Source organism: Bacillus sp. TH17 (assembly GCF_016651125.1).
Lineage (GTDB): Bacteria > Bacillota > Bacilli > Bacillales > Bacillaceae_G > Bacillus_A > Bacillus_A mycoides.
This window is the reverse complement of sequence record NZ_JAEKEN010000001.1, coordinates 105,981-129,106: the sequence shown is the minus strand read 5'-3', so window position 1 is coordinate 129,106 and position 23,126 is coordinate 105,981. Positions and strand designations below refer to the sequence as shown.

The 23,126-nt window shown below is 35.5% G+C and carries 18 protein-coding genes, 1 pseudogene and 3 riboswitches; of the genes and pseudogenes, 3 read left to right on the top strand and 16 right to left on the bottom strand.

Annotation, left to right across the window (positions count from 1 at the left end; all coding sequences use genetic code 11):
- Window positions 1–6 precede the first annotated feature (6 nt).
- From JFT95_RS00560 to JFT95_RS00530, 7 genes and pseudogenes are all read right to left on the bottom strand, one after another.
- Entirely contained in the window at window positions 7–258 is a 252-nt protein-coding gene (locus tag JFT95_RS00560) for a helix-turn-helix transcriptional regulator (protein WP_033715363.1), read from the bottom strand.
- 71 nt (window positions 259–329) lie between these two features.
- Window positions 330–1,547, bottom strand: coding sequence for an MFS transporter (locus JFT95_RS00555; protein ID WP_201051118.1), 1,218 nt, complete (start codon window positions 1,545–1,547; stop codon window positions 330–332).
- Window positions 1,548–1,614: 67 nt separating this feature from the next.
- Complete coding sequence (locus JFT95_RS00550) at window positions 1,615–2,196, bottom strand: TetR/AcrR family transcriptional regulator (protein WP_002124986.1); 582 nt, start codon at window positions 2,194–2,196, stop codon at window positions 1,615–1,617.
- Window positions 2,197–2,275: 79 nt separating this feature from the next.
- Window positions 2,276–2,359: pseudogene (locus tag JFT95_RS00545) on the bottom strand (histidine kinase); the annotation flags it as partial.
- A 129-nt stretch (window positions 2,360–2,488) separates the two neighbouring features.
- Window positions 2,489–2,740 (bottom strand): hypothetical protein, encoded by a 252-nt coding sequence (locus tag JFT95_RS00540; protein ID WP_002029564.1) that lies wholly within the window; start codon window positions 2,738–2,740, stop codon window positions 2,489–2,491.
- A gap of 13 nt (window positions 2,741–2,753) precedes the next feature.
- A complete protein-coding gene (locus JFT95_RS00535) occupies window positions 2,754–3,068 on the bottom strand; it encodes a thioredoxin family protein (protein WP_201051116.1) in 315 nt (104 codons plus the stop codon).
- A gap of 10 nt (window positions 3,069–3,078) precedes the next feature.
- Window positions 3,079–3,450, bottom strand: coding sequence for a DnaJ family domain-containing protein (locus JFT95_RS00530; RefSeq protein ID WP_088038317.1), 372 nt, complete (start codon window positions 3,448–3,450; stop codon window positions 3,079–3,081).
- Between the two features lie 372 nt (window positions 3,451–3,822).
- On the opposite strand from JFT95_RS00530, the gene JFT95_RS00525 reads away from it, so the two are divergent.
- Window positions 3,823–5,847: a glycosyl hydrolase family 18 protein gene (locus JFT95_RS00525; protein ID WP_088038315.1), complete on the top strand. Its 2,025-nt coding sequence runs from the start codon at window positions 3,823–3,825 to the stop codon at window positions 5,845–5,847.
- 472 nt (window positions 5,848–6,319) lie between these two features.
- Here JFT95_RS00525 and JFT95_RS00520 read toward each other — a convergent pair whose 3' ends face one another.
- The 7 genes from JFT95_RS00520 to JFT95_RS00490 form a co-directional block, all read right to left on the bottom strand.
- The gene (locus JFT95_RS00520) at window positions 6,320–7,852 is read right to left on the bottom strand and encodes an ABC-F family ATP-binding cassette domain-containing protein (protein ID WP_002140244.1); all 1,533 of its coding nucleotides are present in this window, start codon (window positions 7,850–7,852) and stop codon (window positions 6,320–6,322) included.
- Between the two features lie 445 nt (window positions 7,853–8,297).
- The gene (locus JFT95_RS00515; protein WP_002139487.1) at window positions 8,298–9,047 is read right to left on the bottom strand and encodes an ABC transporter ATP-binding protein; all 750 of its coding nucleotides are present in this window, start codon (window positions 9,045–9,047) and stop codon (window positions 8,298–8,300) included.
- Window positions 9,044–10,042 carry an ABC transporter substrate-binding protein gene (locus tag JFT95_RS00510; RefSeq protein ID WP_201051115.1) on the bottom strand — a complete coding sequence of 333 codons (999 nt, stop codon included), beginning with the start codon at window positions 10,040–10,042 and terminating at the stop codon, window positions 9,044–9,046. Before JFT95_RS00510 ends, JFT95_RS00515 begins: the two co-directional genes overlap by 4 nt.
- Entirely contained in the window at window positions 10,039–10,812 is a 774-nt protein-coding gene (locus JFT95_RS00505) for an ABC transporter permease (protein ID WP_002091231.1), read from the bottom strand. Before JFT95_RS00505 ends, JFT95_RS00510 begins: the two co-directional genes overlap by 4 nt.
- The gene (locus JFT95_RS00500; protein ID WP_000082898.1) at window positions 10,784–11,104 is read right to left on the bottom strand and encodes an MTH1187 family thiamine-binding protein; all 321 of its coding nucleotides are present in this window, start codon (window positions 11,102–11,104) and stop codon (window positions 10,784–10,786) included. Before JFT95_RS00500 ends, JFT95_RS00505 begins: the two co-directional genes overlap by 29 nt.
- A gap of 101 nt (window positions 11,105–11,205) precedes the next feature.
- Window positions 11,206–11,308, bottom strand: a riboswitch (TPP riboswitch).
- A 51-nt stretch (window positions 11,309–11,359) separates the two neighbouring features.
- A complete protein-coding gene (locus tag JFT95_RS00495; RefSeq protein ID WP_207192321.1) occupies window positions 11,360–14,932 on the bottom strand; it encodes a non-ribosomal peptide synthetase family protein in 3,573 nt (1,190 codons plus the stop codon).
- A gap of 163 nt (window positions 14,933–15,095) precedes the next feature.
- Window positions 15,096–16,835 carry a methyl-accepting chemotaxis protein gene (locus JFT95_RS00490; protein WP_201051114.1) on the bottom strand — a complete coding sequence of 580 codons (1,740 nt, stop codon included), beginning with the start codon at window positions 16,833–16,835 and terminating at the stop codon, window positions 15,096–15,098.
- 141 nt (window positions 16,836–16,976) lie between these two features.
- A riboswitch (cyclic di-GMP riboswitch) is annotated at window positions 16,977–17,061 on the bottom strand.
- 282 nt (window positions 17,062–17,343) lie between these two features.
- On the opposite strand from JFT95_RS00490, the gene JFT95_RS00485 reads away from it, so the two are divergent.
- Complete coding sequence (locus tag JFT95_RS00485) at window positions 17,344–18,657, top strand: anaerobic C4-dicarboxylate transporter family protein (protein WP_002029556.1); 1,314 nt, start codon at window positions 17,344–17,346, stop codon at window positions 18,655–18,657.
- A 346-nt stretch (window positions 18,658–19,003) separates the two neighbouring features.
- Here the strand turns inward: JFT95_RS00485 and thiE are convergent, their stop codons facing one another.
- Together thiE and thiM are read right to left on the bottom strand one after the other, a co-directional pair.
- Entirely contained in the window at window positions 19,004–19,663 is a 660-nt protein-coding gene (gene thiE / locus JFT95_RS00480) for a thiamine phosphate synthase (protein ID WP_201051113.1), read from the bottom strand.
- Between the two features lie 13 nt (window positions 19,664–19,676).
- Window positions 19,677–20,486, bottom strand: coding sequence for a hydroxyethylthiazole kinase (thiM, locus tag JFT95_RS00475; RefSeq protein WP_201051112.1), 810 nt, complete (start codon window positions 20,484–20,486; stop codon window positions 19,677–19,679).
- A gap of 72 nt (window positions 20,487–20,558) precedes the next feature.
- Window positions 20,559–20,668: riboswitch (TPP riboswitch) on the bottom strand.
- A gap of 228 nt (window positions 20,669–20,896) precedes the next feature.
- On the opposite strand from thiM, the gene topB reads away from it, so the two are divergent.
- Window positions 20,897–23,086 carry a DNA topoisomerase III gene (gene topB, locus JFT95_RS00470; RefSeq protein ID WP_201051111.1) on the top strand — a complete coding sequence of 730 codons (2,190 nt, stop codon included), beginning with the start codon at window positions 20,897–20,899 and terminating at the stop codon, window positions 23,084–23,086.
- The last annotated feature ends 40 nt before the right edge of the window (window positions 23,087–23,126 follow it).

The window sequence follows — 23,126 nt, the reverse complement described above, 5'->3', positions numbered from 1 at the left end:
AAAACTCTAAAGCTTGTACAAAAATAGTTTATCGACAGTTGTTCCTAATACTTCTGCTAACCGGAATGCTAGTGCTAAGCTTGGATCATATTTATTATTCTCAATTGCATTTATCGTCTGTCTTGATACGTTACACTTATCCGCTAATGCACCTTGTGAAATACTATTTGCAGTGCGCAATTCATAGATTTGATTTTTCACACCGTTTCTCCTAACCTGTAAAATCGTTTTTACATCATCAGTATATAGTTGGGGCATGTCATTGTCAAAAGATTGCCACAAGAAAAGGGAGCAATTCTGCTCCCTTACAATAGCTATTTCGAAACTAATCAATTCGTCATTTCCTCTCGATTCACAATATCTTCTTTCTTTATTTGCATACGTAAAACCGGACCTATTGCTAATAAAATAAGTGCCATTGCTATACAAAATACAGTAACTAGTGAGGTCATCTCCTTCAATCCTCCAGCTAGTGAAGTTCCAATTAACATTGCCCCCATGAACAGTGGTAAAATCGTTCCATTTACTCTGCCAATCATATTTTCTGGTACAAGTTGAATCATAAGCGTACCGACAACGATATTGACACAGGCTAAACAAATACCTGTTCCAAATCTCATGAAACTAGTAATCCAAAATGATGTAGATAACCCTTCTACTAAAAATGACATCGCTAATATGCTCATACCGAATACAAACATCTTTTTCGGATTCACTTTTGAAGCGAAAACTGCAGCAACAATACCACCAATTAACATACCGATTCCATCAGCTGCGGCTAAATATTGAACGGCTTCTTTTTCCATTCCAAGCCGTTCTATTACAAGAAACACTTCTAATGGATTCGTTAGTCCAACAGCTAAGCCCATAATGGTGAAAGTGATCGTAATCATACGTAAATTTTTCGTATGAAGAACGTATTTCCAACCTTCTTTTATATCATTTTTTAATGAACCTCTCGCCACTTGCTCTTGTTCAACCCATTTTGGTAAAAACGAAATGACAATAGCCGATAACAAAAATAAAATGATCAAGCTATATAGTGAGGTAAATAAGCCAAGTTGTGTATACACAATTGAACCTACAACTGGTCCAAAAATCATAAATAACGACTGTAATGTTTGGTTAAATGCAATAGCACTTGCTACCTGTTCTTCTTTTACATAGCGCTTAAATATACGTGAAGATGACGGCTGAGAAAACTGACCTACAATTGCGGAAACGAGTGTTGCAAAAAATATAGCCTGCCAATAATCAAGCTTTAGCAAAAAGACAATTCCTATAATAGATAATACGCTTAATACATCTCCAGCAACCATCGTTCTCTTCGGATTCCAGCGATCTGCTAACGCACCACCAATGAATGAAAAAATAAAAATTGGTGCATATTCCATAACCGATAATAAAGAAACTGAAACCGGATCATTATTCGTTCGCTCCATTATGAAATACAAAAGAGCCATATTTCTGATCCAAATTGCAAATTGTTGTAAAATATCAGATGCCATAACGAGCATAAATGCTCGGTTTTTAAATAAAGCGTTCATTTTCATTCCCCCTTTCATAAACCGACCGTTCGGTCTAATTTATTTTGTAAGAAAAGCAACTGACCTATTATTCAGCTGCCATTCCTTTTAACAATACATCTATTGCCTTTTTATAAATACGTTTCAGCTCTTTATAATCTAACTCGTAGTAAAGTACTCCAAGCCCCGATAATAATCCATTCACAATATACATAAGATCACGCGTATCATCTTCTTGAAACTCTCCAGACTGTATACCTGCTTCAATTAATTTCTCAACCATAACATATGATTCTCTAGTTAAAGCTAACAGTTCATCTAGAATTTCTTTACTTACAACTTGGCTCATAGAGAATTCCTCTATTGCATTTGAAATGGGTTGCTGTATGTCCTCTACATAATATTCCGCGAGACCATATAGTTTTTCAGTACTAGTACTATACAACTTCTCTTTTTCATTCCATTTTTCAAGCCAATCATACGTATGCTGTTTCACTACAAATAAAAATAATTCTTCTTTACTTTTAAAGTGATAATAAATGCTTCCTTTACTTCTCTCTGTAATCTCACAAATCTCTTCCATAGATGTAGCTGCATAGCCCTTCTGTGAAAACAGACTTTCTGCTTTATAGGCAATTTCTTTCTTTATCTCTTCTGCGCTTCTTCTCATATTCACACCTCTTTAAACCGACCGCTCGGTCTAATAATAACAAATAAAAACCTCTATCGCAAGAGGCTATACTCCTTATTTAAGAAAACGTACTTTCAAACCACATTCGAATCATATGTATTATTCCAAATTTAAATCCTAATTTAGTAAGAAATACGGTTCCCTTTTCATTTCCCCTAGCATGTTAAAAATATTTAATCAAACGTTTGTTTAACTGTTTTTATGCATATGTAAGCCAACTAATCCAACGTTTGTTTAAAAAGAAATACGCCCCCTATAGGGCGTATTCTCATCAATCACCGCCGCCTCCACCACCGCAGCTACCTCCACTATCTCCACCAAAAGAACCTCCGCAATCATGTGAACCTCCATCGTGCGAGCTATCATTATCCGATCCAGCAAAGAAAAATAATGGTGATGAGCTGTTGGATGAATTATGAATGTTATTTTGTTTTGTAAGATTTACCTTCTTTTTGTTTGATCGAACTGCTGTTGCGATCGTTCCAACTACAACAAATAATAGTATGACAATAATAAATTCCATATAAAAGCCTCCCTTAATCTTCGAATAATTGAATGGTTCTCTCTAAATTTTCAAGTGAAATGAAGCGCGATTCACGAAGGATCTCTTTTCCAGTATAAAATAATAAAACTGTTGGCCCTGTAAATACTGCATATCGCCCCGCAATCTCTTGCATTTCTTGTAGTAATATTTCTACTTTCTCTACGTAATCATAATTCTCTAATACGCAATTTACTTTTCTTAACATAACATCACAAACACCACAATTTTCCGTTTTAATAAACAGCAGTACCAATTGTTGTCCTTCAATATATGTCGCTAATTCTTCTATCGTTTCAAATGTATTCATCTTATCCCTCTTAGCGTAATTTACGAAATACTTTATCCTGATACATACGAAAAGCCGAACAATCTTTAATCTTTCTCTTTTCCATTACCTGCTGAAAACGCAGCGCTTTTGCTGTTAACTCTTCTTGTAATTCTTTTCTCTCTATTTCATCATAACAGCACGCAATTAAGTCTTCTATTTTTAATATATCTTTTTGTAGTTCCATTTCTGGTGGAATCATACCTGCATTTTTCAAGATTTTATAACTCATTCTAAGTTCTGGAGGTACCATTGAAAGGTCTTCTAATTGTAGTGGTTTTCCTTTCCCCGGAATATGATCGAGATCACCATTCCGTATTGCTTGTCGAATTTTTTCTTCAGCAATGTTCAAAAAGACATCCACACCATTCGCTCCTTTACATATTTTTACTATTATTTTACATGATATTTTCTCATCTTGCTACGCTATTACAAATTGACTTTATACAATTTTTTCTCAAATTTAATTACAAGGAGCCTTTTCCTCCCTAATCAATATTTTATTTTCATGTGTAGTCTGTATTAGAGCCATTTAATATTGAGAAAATCTTTGCGAATCAAATAAAGCGTTTACACCAAATCTTGCATTTGCTACGATTTAATCACCCCCAGCTCCCTTGTATAGACTTCGTGATGTCTGATCATTTTTATCTAGACGTTTCATACGTCTAGATTCACTTTGGTTTATTGGCGCATGCCTTTAAATATATCTTTTATTTTGAAAGGAGAAATGACTATGAGATCAAAAAAATTCACGCTACTATTACTATCCCTACTACTTTTCTTACCTCTTTTTCTCACAAACTTTATTACTCCAAATTTCGCATTAGCAGATTCACCAAAGCAAGGTCAAAAAATTGTTGGGTATTTTCCTTCATGGGGCGTTTACGGACGTAATTATCAAGTTGCAGACATTGATGCATCAAAGCTAACTCATTTAAACTATGCTTTCGCTGATATTTGCTGGAATGGAAAACATGGAAACCCTTCTACTCACCCCGATAATCCAAATAAACAAACGTGGAACTGTAAAGAATCTGGTGTACCACTGCAAAATAAAGAGGTCCCTAATGGCACTCTCGTACTCGGTGAACCATGGGCTGATGTCACAAAATCTTATCCGGGATCGGGTACAACTTGGGAAGATTGTGATAAATATGCCCGCTGTGGAAATTTCGGAGAACTGAAACGATTAAAAGCTAAGTATCCTCACTTAAAAACAATTATTTCAGTTGGTGGCTGGACTTGGTCTAACCGCTTTTCTGATATGGCCGCTGATGAAAAAACCAGAAAAGTATTCGCTGAATCTACAGTAGCTTTTCTTCGCGAATATGGATTTGACGGCGTTGATTTAGACTGGGAATACCCGGGTGTTGAAACGATTCCTGGTGGTAGTTATCGTCCTGAAGATAAACAAAACTTCACCCTTCTGCTTCAAGATGTTCGAAATGCATTAACGAAAGCTGGTGCAGAAGATGGTAAACAATATTTACTAACAATCGCGTCAGGTGCAAGCCAACGTTATGCGGATCATACAGAGCTAAAGAAGATTTCTCAAATACTGGATTGGATTAATATTATGACATACGATTTCCACGGTGGGTGGGAAGCTACTTCTAACCATAATGCTGCACTATACAAAGATCCAAATGACCCCGCAGCGGATACGAAATTTTACGTAGATGGTGCGATAGACATTTATACAAATGAAGGGGTTCCAGCGGATAAACTCGTATTAGGTGTACCTTTTTACGGACGTGGATGGAAAAGTTGCGGAAAAGAAAATAATGGGCAATACCAACCTTGTAAACCAGGTAGTGACGGAAAGCTCGCTTCTAAAGGCACTTGGGATGATTATTCTACCGGTGACACAGGTGTGTACGATTATGGTGATTTAGCATCTAATTATGTGAATAAAAATGGTTTTGTTCGCGGATGGAACGATGTAGCGAAAGTACCTTATTTATATAATGCGACTACAGGAACCTTTATTAGCTATGATGACAATGAATCTATGAAATATAAAACAGACTATATAAAGACAAAGGGTTTAAGTGGCGCAATGTTTTGGGAACTAAGCGGGGATTGCCGTACAAGTCCAAAATATAGTTGTAGTGGACCAAAATTACTTGATACGCTAGTAAAAGAATTACTTGGTGGACCTATTACTCAAAAAGATACTGAACCACCAACAAACGTAAAAAATATTGCTGTTACAAATAAAAATTCAAACTCAGTTCAATTAAACTGGACTGCATCTACTGATAACGTAGGCGTTACTGAATATGAAATTACTGCCGGAGAAGAGAAATGGAGTACAACAACAAATAGCATTACAATTAAAAACTTGAAACCTAATACAGAATACACATTTTCAGTATTAGCAAAAGATGCTGCTGGTAACAAATCACAACCTACTTCTATTCTTATAAAAACAGATGATGCTAACACAACACCTCCTGTTGGAAATGGCAATGCTACCTTTTCAGTCACTTCAAATTGGGGAAGTGGTTACAACTTCTCAATTATAATTAAAAATAGCGGAACGACCCCTATTAAAAACTGGAAATTAGAATTTGATTATAACGGCAATTTAACACAAGTTTGGGATTCTAAAATTAGTAGTAAAATAAATAATCATTACGTAATTACGAATGCAGGATGGAATGGTGAAATTCCTCCTGGTGGATCAGTTACAATCGGAGGGGCAGGAACAGGCAATCCCGCCGAACTTGTAAATGCATCCATTAATGAAAACTAAACGTAACCTCCATTAATTATTTCACTAAAGTTTGAATTTAGGTTTGAGTGCTCTATCCTAAATTCAAACTTTTAATTTTATGAAAAATCACAATTTATATTATAATAATCTATTATAATTATATTTAGTTTCTAATATGAAGTTCGCGTGAAGTTCATCTGAATTTTACATGAATTTCCTTTAAGTTCTATTGTCTTCCCATACTAATCACATTATCCTTTACATATAGGAATCATTTCCATTCCATTTCAAACTATCTGTATATATAAAAAAGATAGTAGCCTATTAGGGAAAGGCATCTAGTATTATTATAAATATAACCAAAGAAAAAGAACTCTTATGGTGCGCTTATAAGCGCACCATAAGAGTTCTTTTTCTTACAATTCTCATTTGAGAGTTCTCGAAAATCATGTTAATCACAAAGAAAAGGCATTAGCTCATAAAAGCTAACGCCTTTTCTTTGTGATTATTGTTAAACGTTCCATTTTTCGATATTCCATATTTTCGTTATCCATGCTTCATAGAAAGAGGGCTCATGTGAAACAATTAAAACTGTACCTTTATATTGTTTTAACGCTTCCTGTAAATCCGTCTTAGTCTCTGTATCCAAATGGTTAGTTGGTTCATCTAAAATTAAAACATTGCTTTTAGTTACGATAAGTTCGCATAATCGTACTTTTGTTTGTTCTCCTCCACTTAATAACTGGATAGGTTTTAATACATGTTCTTCTTTCAATCCGCACTTTGCTAATGCTTGTCGGATTTCTTTTCTTGTCATATCTGGTCTCCCTGCCCATACTCTTTCTAGTGCAGTTATTTCTGAGGAAAATTCCTCTTGTGCAAAATAAGCGGGTTTTACTCGTTCCCCAACAGAAACTGAGCCGCCTAACGGTTTTATTTGTCCTAGTAATGTTTTTAACATTGTTGTTTTTCCAATCCCATTATGACCAATAATCGCAATCTTTTCCCCTTTTTTCACTTGAAAATCCAATTCTGGAAATAACGGTTCACCATAACCAATTTTCAGTTTCTCTACCTGTAATATACGACTCACTGGCTCAGTATAAACATTAAAATCAAAACGGGCGCGAGGTACATCGTTAACCTTTTCAACCTTTTTCATTTTCTCTAATACTTTTTCACGACTTTTCGCTTGTTTCGCTTTACGAATTTTATTTTTTTGAATAAAACCCTCTAAATGTGCAATTTCTTTTTGTTGTTTCGCATACGCCGCTTGTAATTGTTTCCTTTGTAATTGATAACTTTGCAAAAAGGTTTCATAATCTCCCGCATAGCGCTTAACCTTTCGTTCTTCTAGATGATAAATAACATTCGTAATATTGTTCAAAAATATTTCATCATGCGAAATGATAATATAAGCTTTTTCATACATTTGTAAATATGATTGCAACCATTCTATATGTGCTGTATCTAAATAGTTAGTTGGCTCATCTAATAATAAAACATCCGCTTTTTCTAAAAGGAGTTTCCCAAGTAACAACTTTGTCCGCTGACCACCACTTAACTTTGAAACATCCTTTTCCAATCCTATTTCAAACAAGCCTAAGCCTGTTGCTACTTCCTCAATTTCTGTATGAATTTGATAAAAATTAGAATTCTCCAATATAGTTTGTAACTCTCCATACCTTACTAACAATTTCGCTACTTCTCCTGCTCCAGCCATCTCTTCTGTAAGTTTTAACATGTCACGTTCCAACTCATACAGGTTAGAAAACGCACTTTGCAAGTATTCTTCAATTGTTATGCCTTCTTGTAAATCTATATGCTGTTGCAAAAAGCCAATCTTCACATGTGGAAACCATTCAATGTTTCCATCATCATGTATAAGTTCTCCTGTTAACAAGCGTAATAATGTGGATTTTCCAATTCCATTTTTCCCTACTAGCCCAACATGTTCGCCCTTTAATAATCGAAAGCACGCATTATATAAAATGGTTTTCTCACCATATGAATGACTTACATTTTCTACTGTTAATATACTCATCTTTTTTCTCTCCTTTTCTTATGATCCATAAGCTAAATAGAGAGAACAACAGTATAAAGCCTTATTTAGTTATACATATAAAAATGGGTAAGGTGAATACACCTTACCCATTACATATTATCGTAAGAAAGGATTAAGGTTCTTTACCTGCTGTCTTCAATTTAGCTTATTTGTTAAAAATGGGCAGACTTCTCCCATATCAAGCTAAAACCATTTGAAGAACAGTTGATAAAGTCATTTTATCCTTTCACTCCTTTAACATTTGTTATATTAAGAGTATAAACCACTCTGTTATATTCTATTCTCTACTTTTTCTTTTGTTCCTTCTTCCAATTTATCCGATGTTAATGAACCCACTATTTCCCCTATAGATTTCATCTTTCTCCTTCAATAAAAAAAAGCCTCTTAACAGCAATTATACAAAAAACTGTTAAAAGACTTTTTTCTATTTTTTCATGTAAGGAGCCAATACTCTTAAAATTTCTTCCTTATCCTTCTTTAACTCAAGAGATGTTAACATATCCATCGTTCGCGGCCTAGGTAATTCCACTTGGACCTCGCCAACTATTGATGCTGGTCTTTGAGATAAAATAAATACGCGATCAGAAAGTAAAATTGCCTCATCTAAGTCATGTGTAACCATAACAATTGTTTGCTTTTCTTGATGCCAAGAATTTAAAAGCCAACTGTGTACTTCCATTTTTGTAAATGCATCTAATTTTCCAAAAGGCTCATCCAGCAGCATAATTGGCTTTTCACATAAATACGTACGAAGGAAACTAATTCTTTGACGCATTCCACCTGATAATTCATCTGGATAATGATCTGCATATTCATCTAGCTCAAATTGCTTTAATGCTTCCATTCCTTCTGTCAGCCTTTGTTTTTTAGGCTTCCCTTCGATTTCCAATGGAAGCACGATATTTTGCAAAGCCGATCGCCACGGTAGTAATAAATCTTGTTGCGGCATATAACTAACAACATCTTGTTTTTTTACATACTCCTCGTTATAAAACACTTCTCCGCTCGTTGGCTCTTCAACACTTGCAATCATATTTAATAATGTACTTTTTCCACAACCACTCGGACCTACAAAAGAGACAAACTCTCCCTCTTGTATAGACGCACTAATATTTGCTAATACATTCTTTCCATCGAAAGCTTTTACAATATCTTTTATTTGTAATCCACTCATTTTTCACTTGGAAGGAATTCATTTGTAAAGGCATCTTTTACATCGATTTTCTTTTTAATAACTTTGTTGTCATATAAGAAATTCATGTAATTTGTCCAAATCTCTTCCTTCTGTACTCCCCACGCTTTTGCATCATCTTGATACTTTGTACTTAACCACTTTTGGCTTTCTTGTACTAATTCTTTATTCACATCTGGAACAGCCTTAATTAAAATATCCGCAGCTTCTTTCGGTTCTTTAATTGCAAAATCATAACCTTCCGTCGTTGCCGTCATAAATTTTTTCACAAAATCTTTATCTTGCTTCGTATGTTTTTCACTTGTAATAATAACAGGACTATAGAAATCAAGCGCTGGATCTAAGTCTTTTACCATAATTGTATTTAACTCTTTTCCTTGACGCTTCGCTTCAATTCCATCCCATCCATAATAAATCCATTCAAAGTCTGCATCACGACCGATTGATTTAAAGAAATCTGTTTGTCCAAGAATGATTTTTTCAACTTTATTAAAATCAGCTTGATGTTTCTCCATAATCGTCTTTAACGTCGCTTCTTCTGCTGGTCCCCCCCAGCCGCCATAACGTTTACCTTCAAAATCTTTCGGTGACGTCATACTATCTTTTTTTAGAGATGCAAAAGCAGAGGTATTATGCTGAATAATTGCACCAACAGAAACAACTGGGATTCCTTCAACACGAGCTAATGTTACATTTTCTTGTGCGCTTATCGCAAAGTCTGCTTTCCCAGAAGCAATCATCTGCTCTGCCGTTACATTATCACCAGGCTGGATAATTTCTACATCAAGCCCTTGCTTTTTGTAATAATCTTTCGTTTGCGCTACATATAAGCCAGTATGATTCGTATTTGGAAACCAATCTAAAACGACTTTTACTTTTTTATCTTTACTTGAACTTTCTTCTTTCTTCGCCGGATTACATCCGGCAACAGTTACTGCTAATAATGCAGCTAACATAATTTTTAAACCTTTTTTCATTTTCTGCCGCCCTTTCTGTATATCCATGGTGCTGTTATTCTTGCCATAAATTCAACAATAAAGTACAGACATAATGTCACCATGACGATAATCGCTGCAACACCAAATACTCGAGCCGTTAAAAAGGATTTTGTTGCTCTTGTAAGCATAACTCCTAATCCTTCACTGGCACCAAGCCATTCCCCAATAATCGCCCCCATCACACTATATGTAACAGCAATTTTTAAACCTGAGAAAAAGTATGGGAGTACTGCTGGAAACTTTACTTTCTGGTAAACTTGCCATTTCGTTGCCTTCATTGTTTGTAACAGTTTCAGCATATTTTTATCTACCGTTTGGAAACCTTCTAAAATGCTAAGCGCAATTGGGAAGAAACAAACAAGAATAACAACCATTACTTTTGGCAACATTCCGTATCCAAACCAAATAATAAATAATGGTGCGAGCACAACGATTGGAATTGTTTGCGAAATAACGAGCAATGGATTCATTAAAATCCGAAATAAAGGGATGACATCCATAATGATAGCAATACTCGTCCCAAGTAAAATTGCAAAAAACAACCCAATTATTACTTCCTGTAACGTTTGCACTGTATTCGGTAATAGTAAATCTTTCATTCCAATTAACTCTTGCACAATTGCAGACGGCTTCGGTAAAATCCACGGCTCAATTTTAAATAATGAAACAGATCCTTCCCATATAGCAATGAGAAGGATAAGCCAAATTGTTGTGATTATTTTAGATCGCTTCTGGTTTTGCATATTCATCACGGTACTTCCAAACTTTTTCGTCAATCGTTACGCCTGTACTTGGACGATAGTGAATTTTAATAGAAGTGATTACTTCTTCTGCTCCAGCATCGACGCAAGCTTGTTGCGCGCGTTTAATGACGTCAAGAAGTACATCTAATTCTCCTTCCAACGTTGTTTCCATTGCCCCTACTTCATAACGAACTCCCGACTGTTGTACAACTTCAATTGCTTTATCAACAACGGAATACACATCTTTGTTCTTCGCTTGTGGTACTACTGAAAATGAAATTGTAACTTGTTGTGACATAATAAAATCCCCCTTACAAAATATGGTTTCAAAAAAAGAAAAGGCTTTCCTACCATGTAGGAAAGCCTTGTATACAAGTTATTCTATAATAACTTATGCTACATCACTTTAAAGTAACTCCCTACGCTGGCATTATCCAGATCAGGTTGAGGGTCGATGTTATACTTACATCCTCTCAGCCAATTGGCTCCCCGGTTCTTAATTCGTTTTCATTGTAGCATGATTTATTTTATTGAACAAACAAAAGCGTACATATCATTTCATTATTTTCGGAAAATATCCAACTTCTTCACCATGAGCTAATAATTGCTGAATAAATTCTTTATTAATCGCTGGCACTACCAGTTCTTTTTTCTTAATCCATTCATTCGTTCTACGAGTACCCATTACAATTTCAGATTGCTGTGCTCCATCTCCTGCAACTTGAGAAGCAATTAGCTCTGCTATTACTTCATTTCCCTTCGCTAATTCAAGCCCGGTATTTACATATTCCGAAAGTGGAACCATTTCAAGATTGTATCCACATTCCTCAATTAGCTTTATAAAATGTTCAAATTCAATTTGATATGGGTGACAGATGTGTAACATTTCTCCAGCTATTTGTGAATCTTGTACATATTTTACAATCGATTTACTAGCAAAATCAATTGGTGTAAAATCAATTTTCCACTTTACATTCGGAGCTTGTCCAATAAGTAACATCGCTTTAATCAGACGATAAAATGCATTTCCTTCAATATTTTGTTGGAACCTTCCTGTTTTTGAATGACAAGCTAAGTTACCCGCACGATAAATATTTCCTCGTACACCATCTTTTATCGCTTCACGAACAAGGTTTTCTGCCTGTAGTTTACTATTAGAATACACATTCTCCAACACCACATCGTAGTTAAAATCACCTGTTTTTTCATATATATCCCATTGATCCACCGCTAATTCTATCGGAATACCAATTGTTGAAACAAAGTGTAATGTCGCTCCTTCTTCAGTTAACGCTAGCATACGACCCGTTCCTTGCACATTCACATTTTCAAACTGAGCCACATCTCCAAAGTGTCTTACATCTGCACCACAATGAATTACAGTATCAACCTTGGAACGAATGACTGTAAATTCTTCCTCACTCATACCAAGATTCTCTGCCCCAAGATCACCAGGTACTGCTGTTATACGTTGGAGCCATTCTTTTTTTATATTTTTAAAGTAATTTGTTAATGTATTAACAATTCTTTGTTGTATATCTTGCGTTGGTCTTACTAAGCAATAAATATGTGCTGTTGTATCTTTTAGTAATTCATACAATATGTGAGAACCTAAATAACCAGTAGCTCCTGTTAAAAAGATATTTGAAACTTTACCGCTTTTCACTTCTTTTATATGTGAAATTGTTGCTGGTTCATGAATTACTTTATATTCACGGAATACGTCTTCTTCCTCTACTTTTAATTCCCTTTGAATTTGCGATAACCTATATATTGTGCGTTCCTGGAAAAAGTCTTGAATTGTTAAATGCGGAAAATCCTCTTTCAACAGAGTTAAAACTCGTAATACCTTTAATGAATGCCCACCAACTGTAAAGAAGTCGTCATTGACACTAACTTTTGAGACACCTAATACATCAATCCAAGCTTTTGCTATTTTTTCTTCCGCTTCAGTAGATGGTGCGATATATTCTTGTGAACGAACTGGCTCATACTCTTCTTCCAGTTGTGCTAATCGCTTCACATCAACCTTTTTATTTGGTGTAAGTGGCAGTTCATTAATATAAATTAACTTAGATGGCACCATATAATCTGGTAATTGTTCTCTTAAATCGTGTATTAAGGTTTCCATAGCAACTTCATTAACAGTTGTATAGAAAGCAACTAAATAATGACTACCTTCTTCACTTTTCTTCGTAAATACAACGGCATCTTTTATCATTTCATATTTTGCAATTGTATTTTGGATTTCACCTAGTTCAATTCGGTGCCCTCTAATTTTCACTTGATTGTCTTTACGGTGTAGAAATTCAATATTTCCATCTTCCAATATTTTAACAACATCACCTGTTTTATATATCTTACTATCGTAATTTAAGGGGTGTGGAATAAACACTTCTTCTGTTTTCTCTGGCTTATTAAAGTAACCTTTCGCGATACCTACTGATTCTATATATAATTCTCCCGGAATACCAATTGGACAAACTTTCATATTGTCATTTAATATCCAAACTTTATAATTATCCGCTGGCTTCCCAATTGGAATACTGGCAAATTTATCATTTAACTCCTCTGGAATTGGATAAGTAGTTGTTGTAATTGTACATTCCGTCGGACCATATGCATTATTCAATTGAACATGAGTACCAATTCTCTGTCGCCATAATTTCACTACTTCAGCAGTAAGCATTTCTCCACCAACTGCAATTCTCTTTAATGAATCCAACTTATATTTACTTTCATCTGGAAGGTATGTTGCTACTTGTTGTAAGAAAATTGTAGCTAATCCTAAAATAGATGTTGCCTTTTCTTTATAAATTGCATTTGCAAAAGCATCGACTGAAAGTCTTTGCTCATCTAATAAAACATATACATTTCCACCACAGAACAATGAAGCAAATAACTCCCAAATAGACGCATCGAAACTAAATGATGGGAACTGTGCAAAAATATCTTCTTCAGTTAATTCATAATGTCTTTGCATCCATGTACATAAATTAACTACCCCGCGGTGCGCAAGCATTGTTCCTTTCGGGTTTCCTGTAGAACCTGATGTGTAAATCATATATGCAATATCATCAAGATGAATTGACAATTTCACATCTGCATCTGAAAATTTTTCAAGATTATAAAGAGACAACTCTCGAATGCCTTCATACGGAATTTTTGTTTCTTTTGTTAGCACTAATTTCGATTGGCTATCCTCAATAATATACTGCACCCGATTGGCAGGATAATCTGGATCGATTGGAATATACGCAGCGCCTGCTTTTAAAACCGCTAATAAACTTACTACCGTATCAATACTTCGCTTCATAAAGATACCAACATAATCGCCTTGTTTCACTCCATTATGTAATAACATATGAGCGATTTGGTTACTTTTTTTATTTAGTTGTTCATATGTTAATGTTCCTTCTAACGAAGATAAAGCTATACGATTTGAAAACTTCCTTACTGTTTCATAAAACATATCGGAAATACTCTTATTCGGATATGGTACTTCTGTATGATTTATCTCTTTATATATTGCTAACTCTTCTTCTGGAATAATATCCATAGCTACAATACATTGCTTCTCGTTTGTAATTCCTTGCTGTAATACATACTCAATTTGCTCTATATAACGAGTCGCTGTTTTTTCTTCCAATTGCATTTTATTATAAGAAACCTCAAAGTAATTATTCTTTAATTCAATAAAGTTCAACTGACTATTTCTATTCTCTTTTCCTACTGTAACTGCAGGTTCCCCCCATTTTCCCTCATCATATTGTAATAATACCTTTTGTACTTCTTCCATGTTTTCTAACTGCACAATTTGATTATTAATTTCTACTTTTAGCTCTTCATAAGAAAGTTCCTCTGAAATCGTAATACATAACGGATAACTACTCTGTTCCATATAATGAGGAATCACTATACATTTTTCATTACTAACATGATGCAACCATACAAAAGTAGCGACTATGATATCTAACTTACTATGTTCGATCGCTTGTATATCCTCAATTTTCATCTGCTTATATTCGTTTACTTGAAAATCCTTCGGTATCATAAGTGGTTCATAATTTTGTTGCAAAAATTGTTCATATCTCTCCACATATGAACGTTTTAAGAAAATACTCATACTGAATCCTCTCGCTCTCCATAAAATAAAGTAAAACTTTAATCAGTAGGGGTGTTCATCCCCCACTGATTAAAGTTTTACTTCTAACATCCTTAAATTTAGATATTAGACTATTAATTAAAGAAATAAAGGTGCAGATTATATCTACACCTTATATTTTTTATTAACTTTTAAATTCTCCAATCAACTCTTGTAACTCCTGTGAAAGCCAACTTAAAGATGTAGCTAATTCTGCAATATCTTGTACTGATATTTCTTGCTCCTTCATACTTTCTTCAACATTACTACTGCTATTCGCATAAGTATTCGCGATATGTGATAATTCATTTACGACTTGAACGATATTCTGGCTATTTTGTAAAATATCACCTGAGTTGCTAGAAACAGCCCTAACTTGATCTGTAACAGACTGTGCTGACTTTGAAATTTTCTCGAAGAACGCACCACTACTTTGAACAAGAGTAATTCCAGAGTCTACTTCTTTTGAACCTTTCTGCATTGAAACTACGGCCTCTTCTGTTTCAGTCTGCGTTTCACTAATTAATTTCGCTATATCTTTCGCTGACGTTTCAGTTTGTTCTGCCAATTTGCGCACTTCATCAGCAACAACTGCAAACCCTCTTCCAGCTGCTCCAGCACGTGAAGCTTCAATAGAAGCGTTTAAGGCTAATAAATTTGTTTGATTTGAAATACCTGTAATTACAGTTACAATATCACTAATTTCTTTTGACCTTGTTTCTAACGAATAGATGATAGAAGATAAATCTTGTACTGCATTTTGGATTAAACTCATTTGATTAATGATTTGTCCAATGACTTCATTACCTTCAATTGAATGTTGCTCCATACCTTCTGAAGCAACTGCAACTTGTTTCGCAGCCCCAGTTATCTCTTCTACCTTATTTTCCATTCCATGTACAATTCCTAGGCATTGTTGTACTGAAGTTTCTTGAGATTGCGCTCCTACTCTTAAACCTTCAATAGAACTTGCAATCTCTTGAACTGCCATACTGTTTTCCTCTGTACTTGCCGACAATTCTTGTGAAGAAGAAGAAACTTGCTCAGCAGTCTGTCTTACTTTATCTATAATCCCTTTAAATTTATCAATCGTGTTATTGAAATATATATTAATAATTCCAATATCATCTGGTCTTTCTTTTAATTTAATACTTAAATCACCTTCACCAATCTTACGTAATCCCTCTCGTAAATCTTTTAATGGAGCTAACGAGTGACGTACGATAAAGAATTGAGTAATAGTTGCCATTGCTAATGAAATAATAATAAAGAGTATACCCTGTATCACAAAATTCTTCTTTGTACTAGGAACGATAGAAGCATCTAAGTCAGCCGCAACAATTGCAACAATATTGTTTTCTCCATCTGTAATTGGCTCTAATATTGTCACCCACGAACCTAATTCATCTTCATATACTTCTGTCATCTGAGCCTTTTTCGTATCCATCACTTTATCGTATGCATTCATCCAATGAGCGGGTTGTTCATAATAATCTCCCGGCTTTACAGGGACTGCATTTGTTAACTCTGTAGTCAAACCAACGATTTGTAACTCTCGCTTTTCATTCGCTTTTGCTCCTGTAACATACGTTTGTCCAACACTTTTCAATTCTTTTGACACTTCATCTAATTGCCCTGTTAACTTTTCTTTTTTCACTCTTTCGGCTGTAGGATCTTTCGTCATGTCTCTAACTAATTCTACATCCAGTTTTTTTAGCACTATCTCTCCCGTTTCAATAGACTGTCTTTCAAATAAAGACATCATACTATTTTGAAACATGTTGAAGCTTAATGCACCCATACTTCCAACAAGCGTCAAAATAACTAAGACAGTTAATAAGACGTTCTTTTGAAGAAATGATAACTTATGCCAATACTTTTTCACTAATATTCACCTTCCTTAATTATCAAAATTAAAAACAAAAAAAACAAAATATACGAATATTTTGTTTAGAAATGATTCTCAATATGTTCGAGAATAAAAAAAGACCAATGTAAAAGCATTGGCCAAGACCAACCCTATCCGTCCGGTAACTGGCTAGCATAGCCTTTCGACCTTAGCTCCTGTAGTTTTGCGTCCTCATGTTTCCATCAGTTTGCCTTTCTCGCTGAACGAGTTGAACGATATGGGAGTTCTATGAGAATTACAATATTCTCTTTCAAAGATTACAACATAAAAATTAAAATGTCCACCCATTTGTACATATAAATATAAAGTTTTAACGGATTATTTTTTCGAAATAATTTAACAAAGTACGTGAATGTTACATTTCTTGTGTTATATAATAAAAAATGTATATAAAATAAGGATTATCACGGATATTTATTTAATTTTCATTCAAATTAAATTATTCGAATATATCTTAACTTACGAATTTCGGAGGTAGTTTATCATGTTTTGGCTACAATTTCTTACGTTACTACTCTGCATTTTTATTGGCGCACGCCTAGGCGGAGTTGGTCTAGGAGTAATGGGTGGCGTTGGTATGGCAATACTTGTTTTCGTCTTCCACTTACAACCTACAGCCCCTCCTATTGATGTAATGCTTATGATTTTAGCAGTAATTACAGCTGCCGGTGCTTTGCAAGCTGCTGGAGGAATGGATTACCTTGTCTACCTTGCTGAGAAAGCATTACGAAAAAATCCAAAGCGCATTACATTTTTTGCTCCTATTGTTACTTATTTATTCACGCTATGCGCGGGAACTGGTCATGTCGCTTATTCTGTACTTCCCGTTATCGCCGAAGTATCTCGTGAATCAGGAATTAGACCTGAACGACCAATGTCAATTGCCGTTATCGCTTCCCAGCAGGCAATTACAGCTAGTCCAATATCGGCTGCAACAGTTGCACTTTTAGCAATGTTAGCCGACTATAAAATCACCTTGTTAGATATTTTAAAAGTCAGTATCCCTTCTACTTTTATTGCTTGTATGGTAGCTGCATTCGTTGCTAGTAAAATGGGAAAAGAATTAAATGAAGACCCTGAATACTTGAAGCGATTAAAAGAGGGAATGATCCCTAAACTTGAAGAGAAAAAAGAATTTGCGGGTGTAAAAGGCGCTAAATTATCAGTTATCCTTTTCCTAGTAGGAACTTTCCTTGTCGTACTTCTTGGTTCATTTGAAGCCCTTCGTCCGGGATGGATGGTTGACGGGAAGTTAGCTCGTCTTTCCATGCCAAACACAATTGAAATGGTCATGTTAACCATTGCTGCTCTTATTATTATTTTCTGTAAACCAAATGTGGAAAGCATTGTAACTGGTAACGTCTTTAAAGCAGGCGCAACAGCAGTTGTTGCTATTTTTGGTATCGCTTGGATGGGAGATACTTTCTTCAACGGAAACTTAAATATAATTCAAGGATCAATTCAACACTTAGTGACAAGTGCACCATGGCTATTTGCTATTGCACTATTCATTCTATCTATTTTACTGTATAGCCAAGCAGCAACAGTTCGTGCTTTAGTGCCACTTGGACTATCACTTGGTATTCCGCCGGCATTACTTATTGCGATGTTCCCTGCAGTAAATGGATATTTCTTCATTCCAAACTACGGGACAATCGTTGCTGCAATTAACTTTGACCGTACTGGTACAACAGGAATTGGTAAATATGTTTTAAATCATAGCTTTATGATTCCGGGCCTGATCGCAACCTTTACTTCTATTGGAATTGGAATGCTCTTAATTTCAATTATGTTTTAAATAAAGTGAAACTTTAATCAGTGGGGGGTTTTGTTCATCCCCCACTGATTATTAGCCCGCACCAATCGGGCTTTTACGGGCAGTTGATCTCCCACCTAACCTCTTTGCTAAAGCCGAATTTTGAGGTGGGAGTTTTACTGCCCGGCGAATAGCGGGATAAAAGCACAAACCTACAATTTTAAAGGGTTTGTGCTTTTTTAATCAAACGTTTGTTTAAATAAATTGAAACCTTAATCAGTGGATTTTGTTCATCTCCCCACTGCTTATTAGCCCGTACCAATCGGGCTTTTACCAGCGTAAGACTCCCACAAATAGCAGGATAAACGAAACAACTCATTTTGCGACTCTACAAACTCTTATTTACTTCCTCAACTAATTTCTTCGTACTTTCATACGCAGATTCCGCTAAGCTAATCGCTGAAATAACTGAAACACCATCCGCACCCGCTTCTATAACAGAAGCTGTATTTTCAATTGTAATCCCACCAATCCCAACGATCGGTATTGTAATCTCTTGTTCCCTAAAATACTTTAGACCTTTCGTTCCTTGAACCGCTTTTGTATCTTTTTTCGTACTCGTCGGAAAAATTGGACCAACTCCTAAATAATCGGCTCCATTTTCAATCGCCCAGCGTGCTTCTTCAATTGTATGTGTAGATACTCCAATAATTTTATCTCCCATTTTTTTACGAACAGATGTAATTCCTTCATCATCTTGTCCAACATGCACGCCATCTGCATCTAACTCGAGGGCTAGTTCCACATCATCATTTACGATGAATGGTACACCGTACTCCTTGCAAAGCGCTTGTAGTTCTTTCGCAAAATCAATACGTTTCTCTCCCGTTAAAGCCCCTTCTCCCTTTTCACGAAGTTGAAAAATTGTTATACCACCTTCTAGTGCATCTCTCAATACTTGTAGTGGCTCCTTCGTACAATTGTTACTTCCCATAATAAAATATACTGGTAATACCCTAGACATTTCATCCATTGTAATGCGCGACATCTAGTTCCCCTCCTTACTGTATAACCTCAATCTTTCCATACTTCTCAATATCATCTGAAGTTGTATTCGCTAACTGATTTAAAAATTCAATTTGAAAGCTTCCTGGTCCACTCTCTACTGTTTTCGAAGCCGCTATTTCTGCTGCTACTCCATAGAATGTTAATGCGGCTACTGCTGCCTTTACATAATCCTTTTCTACCGCTACAAATGCTCCTATTACAGAAGTTAGTAAACAACCTGTTCCAGTAACTTTCGTTAAAATAGGATGGCCATTTCGAATAAGAATAGTTCGCACTCCATCTGTAACAACATCTTCTTGTCCAGTAATTATCGCAACTGTATTTAATTCATCCGCTGCCTGTTTTGCAATATTTACAACATTACCGTTTCCAGTACCAGCATCTACACCTTTAATTTCCCATTGCTCATTAATAACGTTAGCTATTTCAGCTGCATTTCCGCGGATAACAGCTAAATCGATTTCAGCTGGAATATATCTCGCAACTTCTGTTCGATAAGAAGTTGCTCCTGCCCCAACTGGATCAAACAATACTGGGACATCCTTCTTATTTGCTGATTTACCAGCAAGTAACATCGCTTCTACCTCTTCAGGACGAAGTGTACCCATATTTAAAACAAGGGCTCCCGCAATGCTAGCCATTTCTGCTACTTCTTCTTTTGCATACGCCATTACAGGTGATGCTCCTAATGCTAACAAACCGTTTGCTGTAAAATTTGTTACAACAACATTTGTAATATTATGCACGAGTGGATTAGACTCTCTCACCAAATCCACTACTTTACTAATTTCTTTCATATTCATCCTCTTCATCTCCTAACTATAGTGATGGGAGATACACAAAAAGGCACTTTGCGCGTACGCAAAGTGCCTGAACATGTGCTTTTACACTCTCCCTACGCTGGCATTATCCAACAGGTTCAAATGGTCAATGACGGACTAGTCATACTCTCAGTTTGCATCCACAAACTCCCATGTGTTTATTATTCATCTACTTCAAAGTCTACTCTTATTCTAGTAAAATAACAAGTTCTTTACTTTTATAGAATGATAGAGATCATAACTCTCCTGGTTCAACCATTCTTCGCCTTTATATAAGTAAAACTCTCACACGTATATTTCACCACAAATAACTCAAACCGTCAGCAAGACTGAATCGAACAAAGATGTATGCTATATTTAACGTATGGAAATTTGAAAGGATGTTTTTAAATATGGCAAAAAGTATTGTAATTGCTGAAAAACCTTCTGTTGCACGTGATATCGCACGTGTACTGAAATGTGATAAAAAAGGGAACGGCTATCTTGAAGGTAGTAAATATATTGTTACTTGGGCTTTAGGTCATCTCGTTACATTAGCTGATCCAGAAAGCTATGATGTGAAATATAAACAGTGGAATTTAGAAGATTTACCAATGCTACCGGAGCGTTTAAAACTAACCGTTATTAAACAAACAGGGAAACAGTTTAACGCTGTAAAAAGTCAGCTTCTTAGAAAAGATGTAAATGAAATCATTATAGCTACTGACGCCGGTCGTGAGGGCGAGTTGGTCGCACGCTGGATTATCGATAAAGTTAAAATGCAGAAACCGATTAAACGTCTATGGATTTCATCTGTTACCGATAAAGCAATTAAAGATGGCTTCGCAAATTTAAAACCAGGAAAAGCATATGACAATCTATACGCTTCAGCTGTCGCACGTTCAGAGGCTGACTGGTATATCGGACTTAATGCAACTCGAGCATTAACTACTCGCTTTAATGCCCAACTAAATTGTGGTCGTGTTCAAACACCTACTGTAGCCATGATTGCAAGCCGTGAAGATGAAATCAAACATTTCAAAGCTCAAACTTACTATGGTATCGAAGCTCAAACAGCTGAGAGATTAAAGCTAACTTGGCAAGATACAAAAGGAAATAGCCGTAGCTTTAATAAAGAAAAAACTGATGCAATCGTGAACAAAATTAGTAAACAAAATGCTACTGTTGTAGACATTGATAAAAAACAAAAGAAATCGTTCGCTCCTGGTCTTTACGATTTAACTGAGCTACAACGTGATGCGAATAAAATATTTGGTTACTCTGCGAAAGAAACATTAAACATTATGCAAAAATTATATGAACAGCATAAAGTTTTAACGTACCCTCGTACAGATTCACGCTATATTTCATCTGATATTGTCGGAACACTTCCAGAGCGTCTGAAGGCTTGCGGAGTTGGAGAATACCGTCCTTTAGCACATAAAGTATTGCAGAAACCTGTAAAATCTAATAAATCATTTGTTGATGATAGTAAAGTAAGTGATCATCACGCAATTATTCCAACAGAGAGCTATGTAAACTTCTCAGCTTTCACAGATAAAGAACGTAAAATTTATGACTTAGTTGTAAAACGTTTCTTAGCTGTTTTATTCCCGGCCTTTGAATATGAACAACTAACATTGCGCACGAAAATTGGTGACGAAACGTTCATCGCACGCGGAAAAACGATTTTACATGCTGGTTGGAAAGAGGTTTATGAAAATCGATTTGAAGATGATGATGCAAGCGATGATGTAAAAGAACAAATCTTACCTCGCATCGAAAAAGGCGATACATTAAACATAAAACTAATTGTCCAAACATCAGGTCAAACGAAAGCACCTGCACGTTTTAATGAAGCAACATTACTTTCAGCGATGGAAAACCCAACAAAATACATGGATACGCAAAACAAACAACTTGCTGACACGTTAAAGTCAACTGGTGGATTAGGTACTGTAGCTACACGAGCTGATATTATCGACAAGTTATTCAATTCGTTCTTGCTTGAAAAACGTGGTAAAGATATTCACATTACTTCAAAAGGCCGTCAGTTACTTGATTTAGTGCCAGAAGAACTGAAATCTCCTACACTAACTGGTGAATGGGAGCAAAAGTTAGAAGCTATCGCTAAAGGAAAATTAAAGAAAGAAGTATTCATTTCAGAAATGAAGAACTATACGAAAGAAATTGTTGCTGAAATTAAATCGAGTGATAAGAAATATAAACACGACAACGTTTCAACGAAGTCTTGTCCAGACTGTGGTAAACCAATGTTAGAAGTAAACGGTAAAAAAGGTAAAATGCTTGTATGCCAAGATCGCGAATGTGGTCACCGTAAAAATGTATCCCGCACTACAAATGCACGCTGTCCTCAGTGTAAAAAGAAACTAGAACTTCGTGGTGAAGGAGCAGGCCAAATTTTCGCATGTAAATGTGGCTATCGTGAGAAACTTTCTACATTCCAAGAGAGACGTAAAAAAGAATCCGGCAGCAAAGCTGATAAACGCGACGTTCAAAAATATATGAAACAGCAGAACAAAGAAGAAGAACCATTAAACAATCCATTCGCAGAAGCATTAAAGAAATTAAAATTTGATTAAACAAAAAGGTTCCTACCACTATCGGTAGGAACCTTTTATT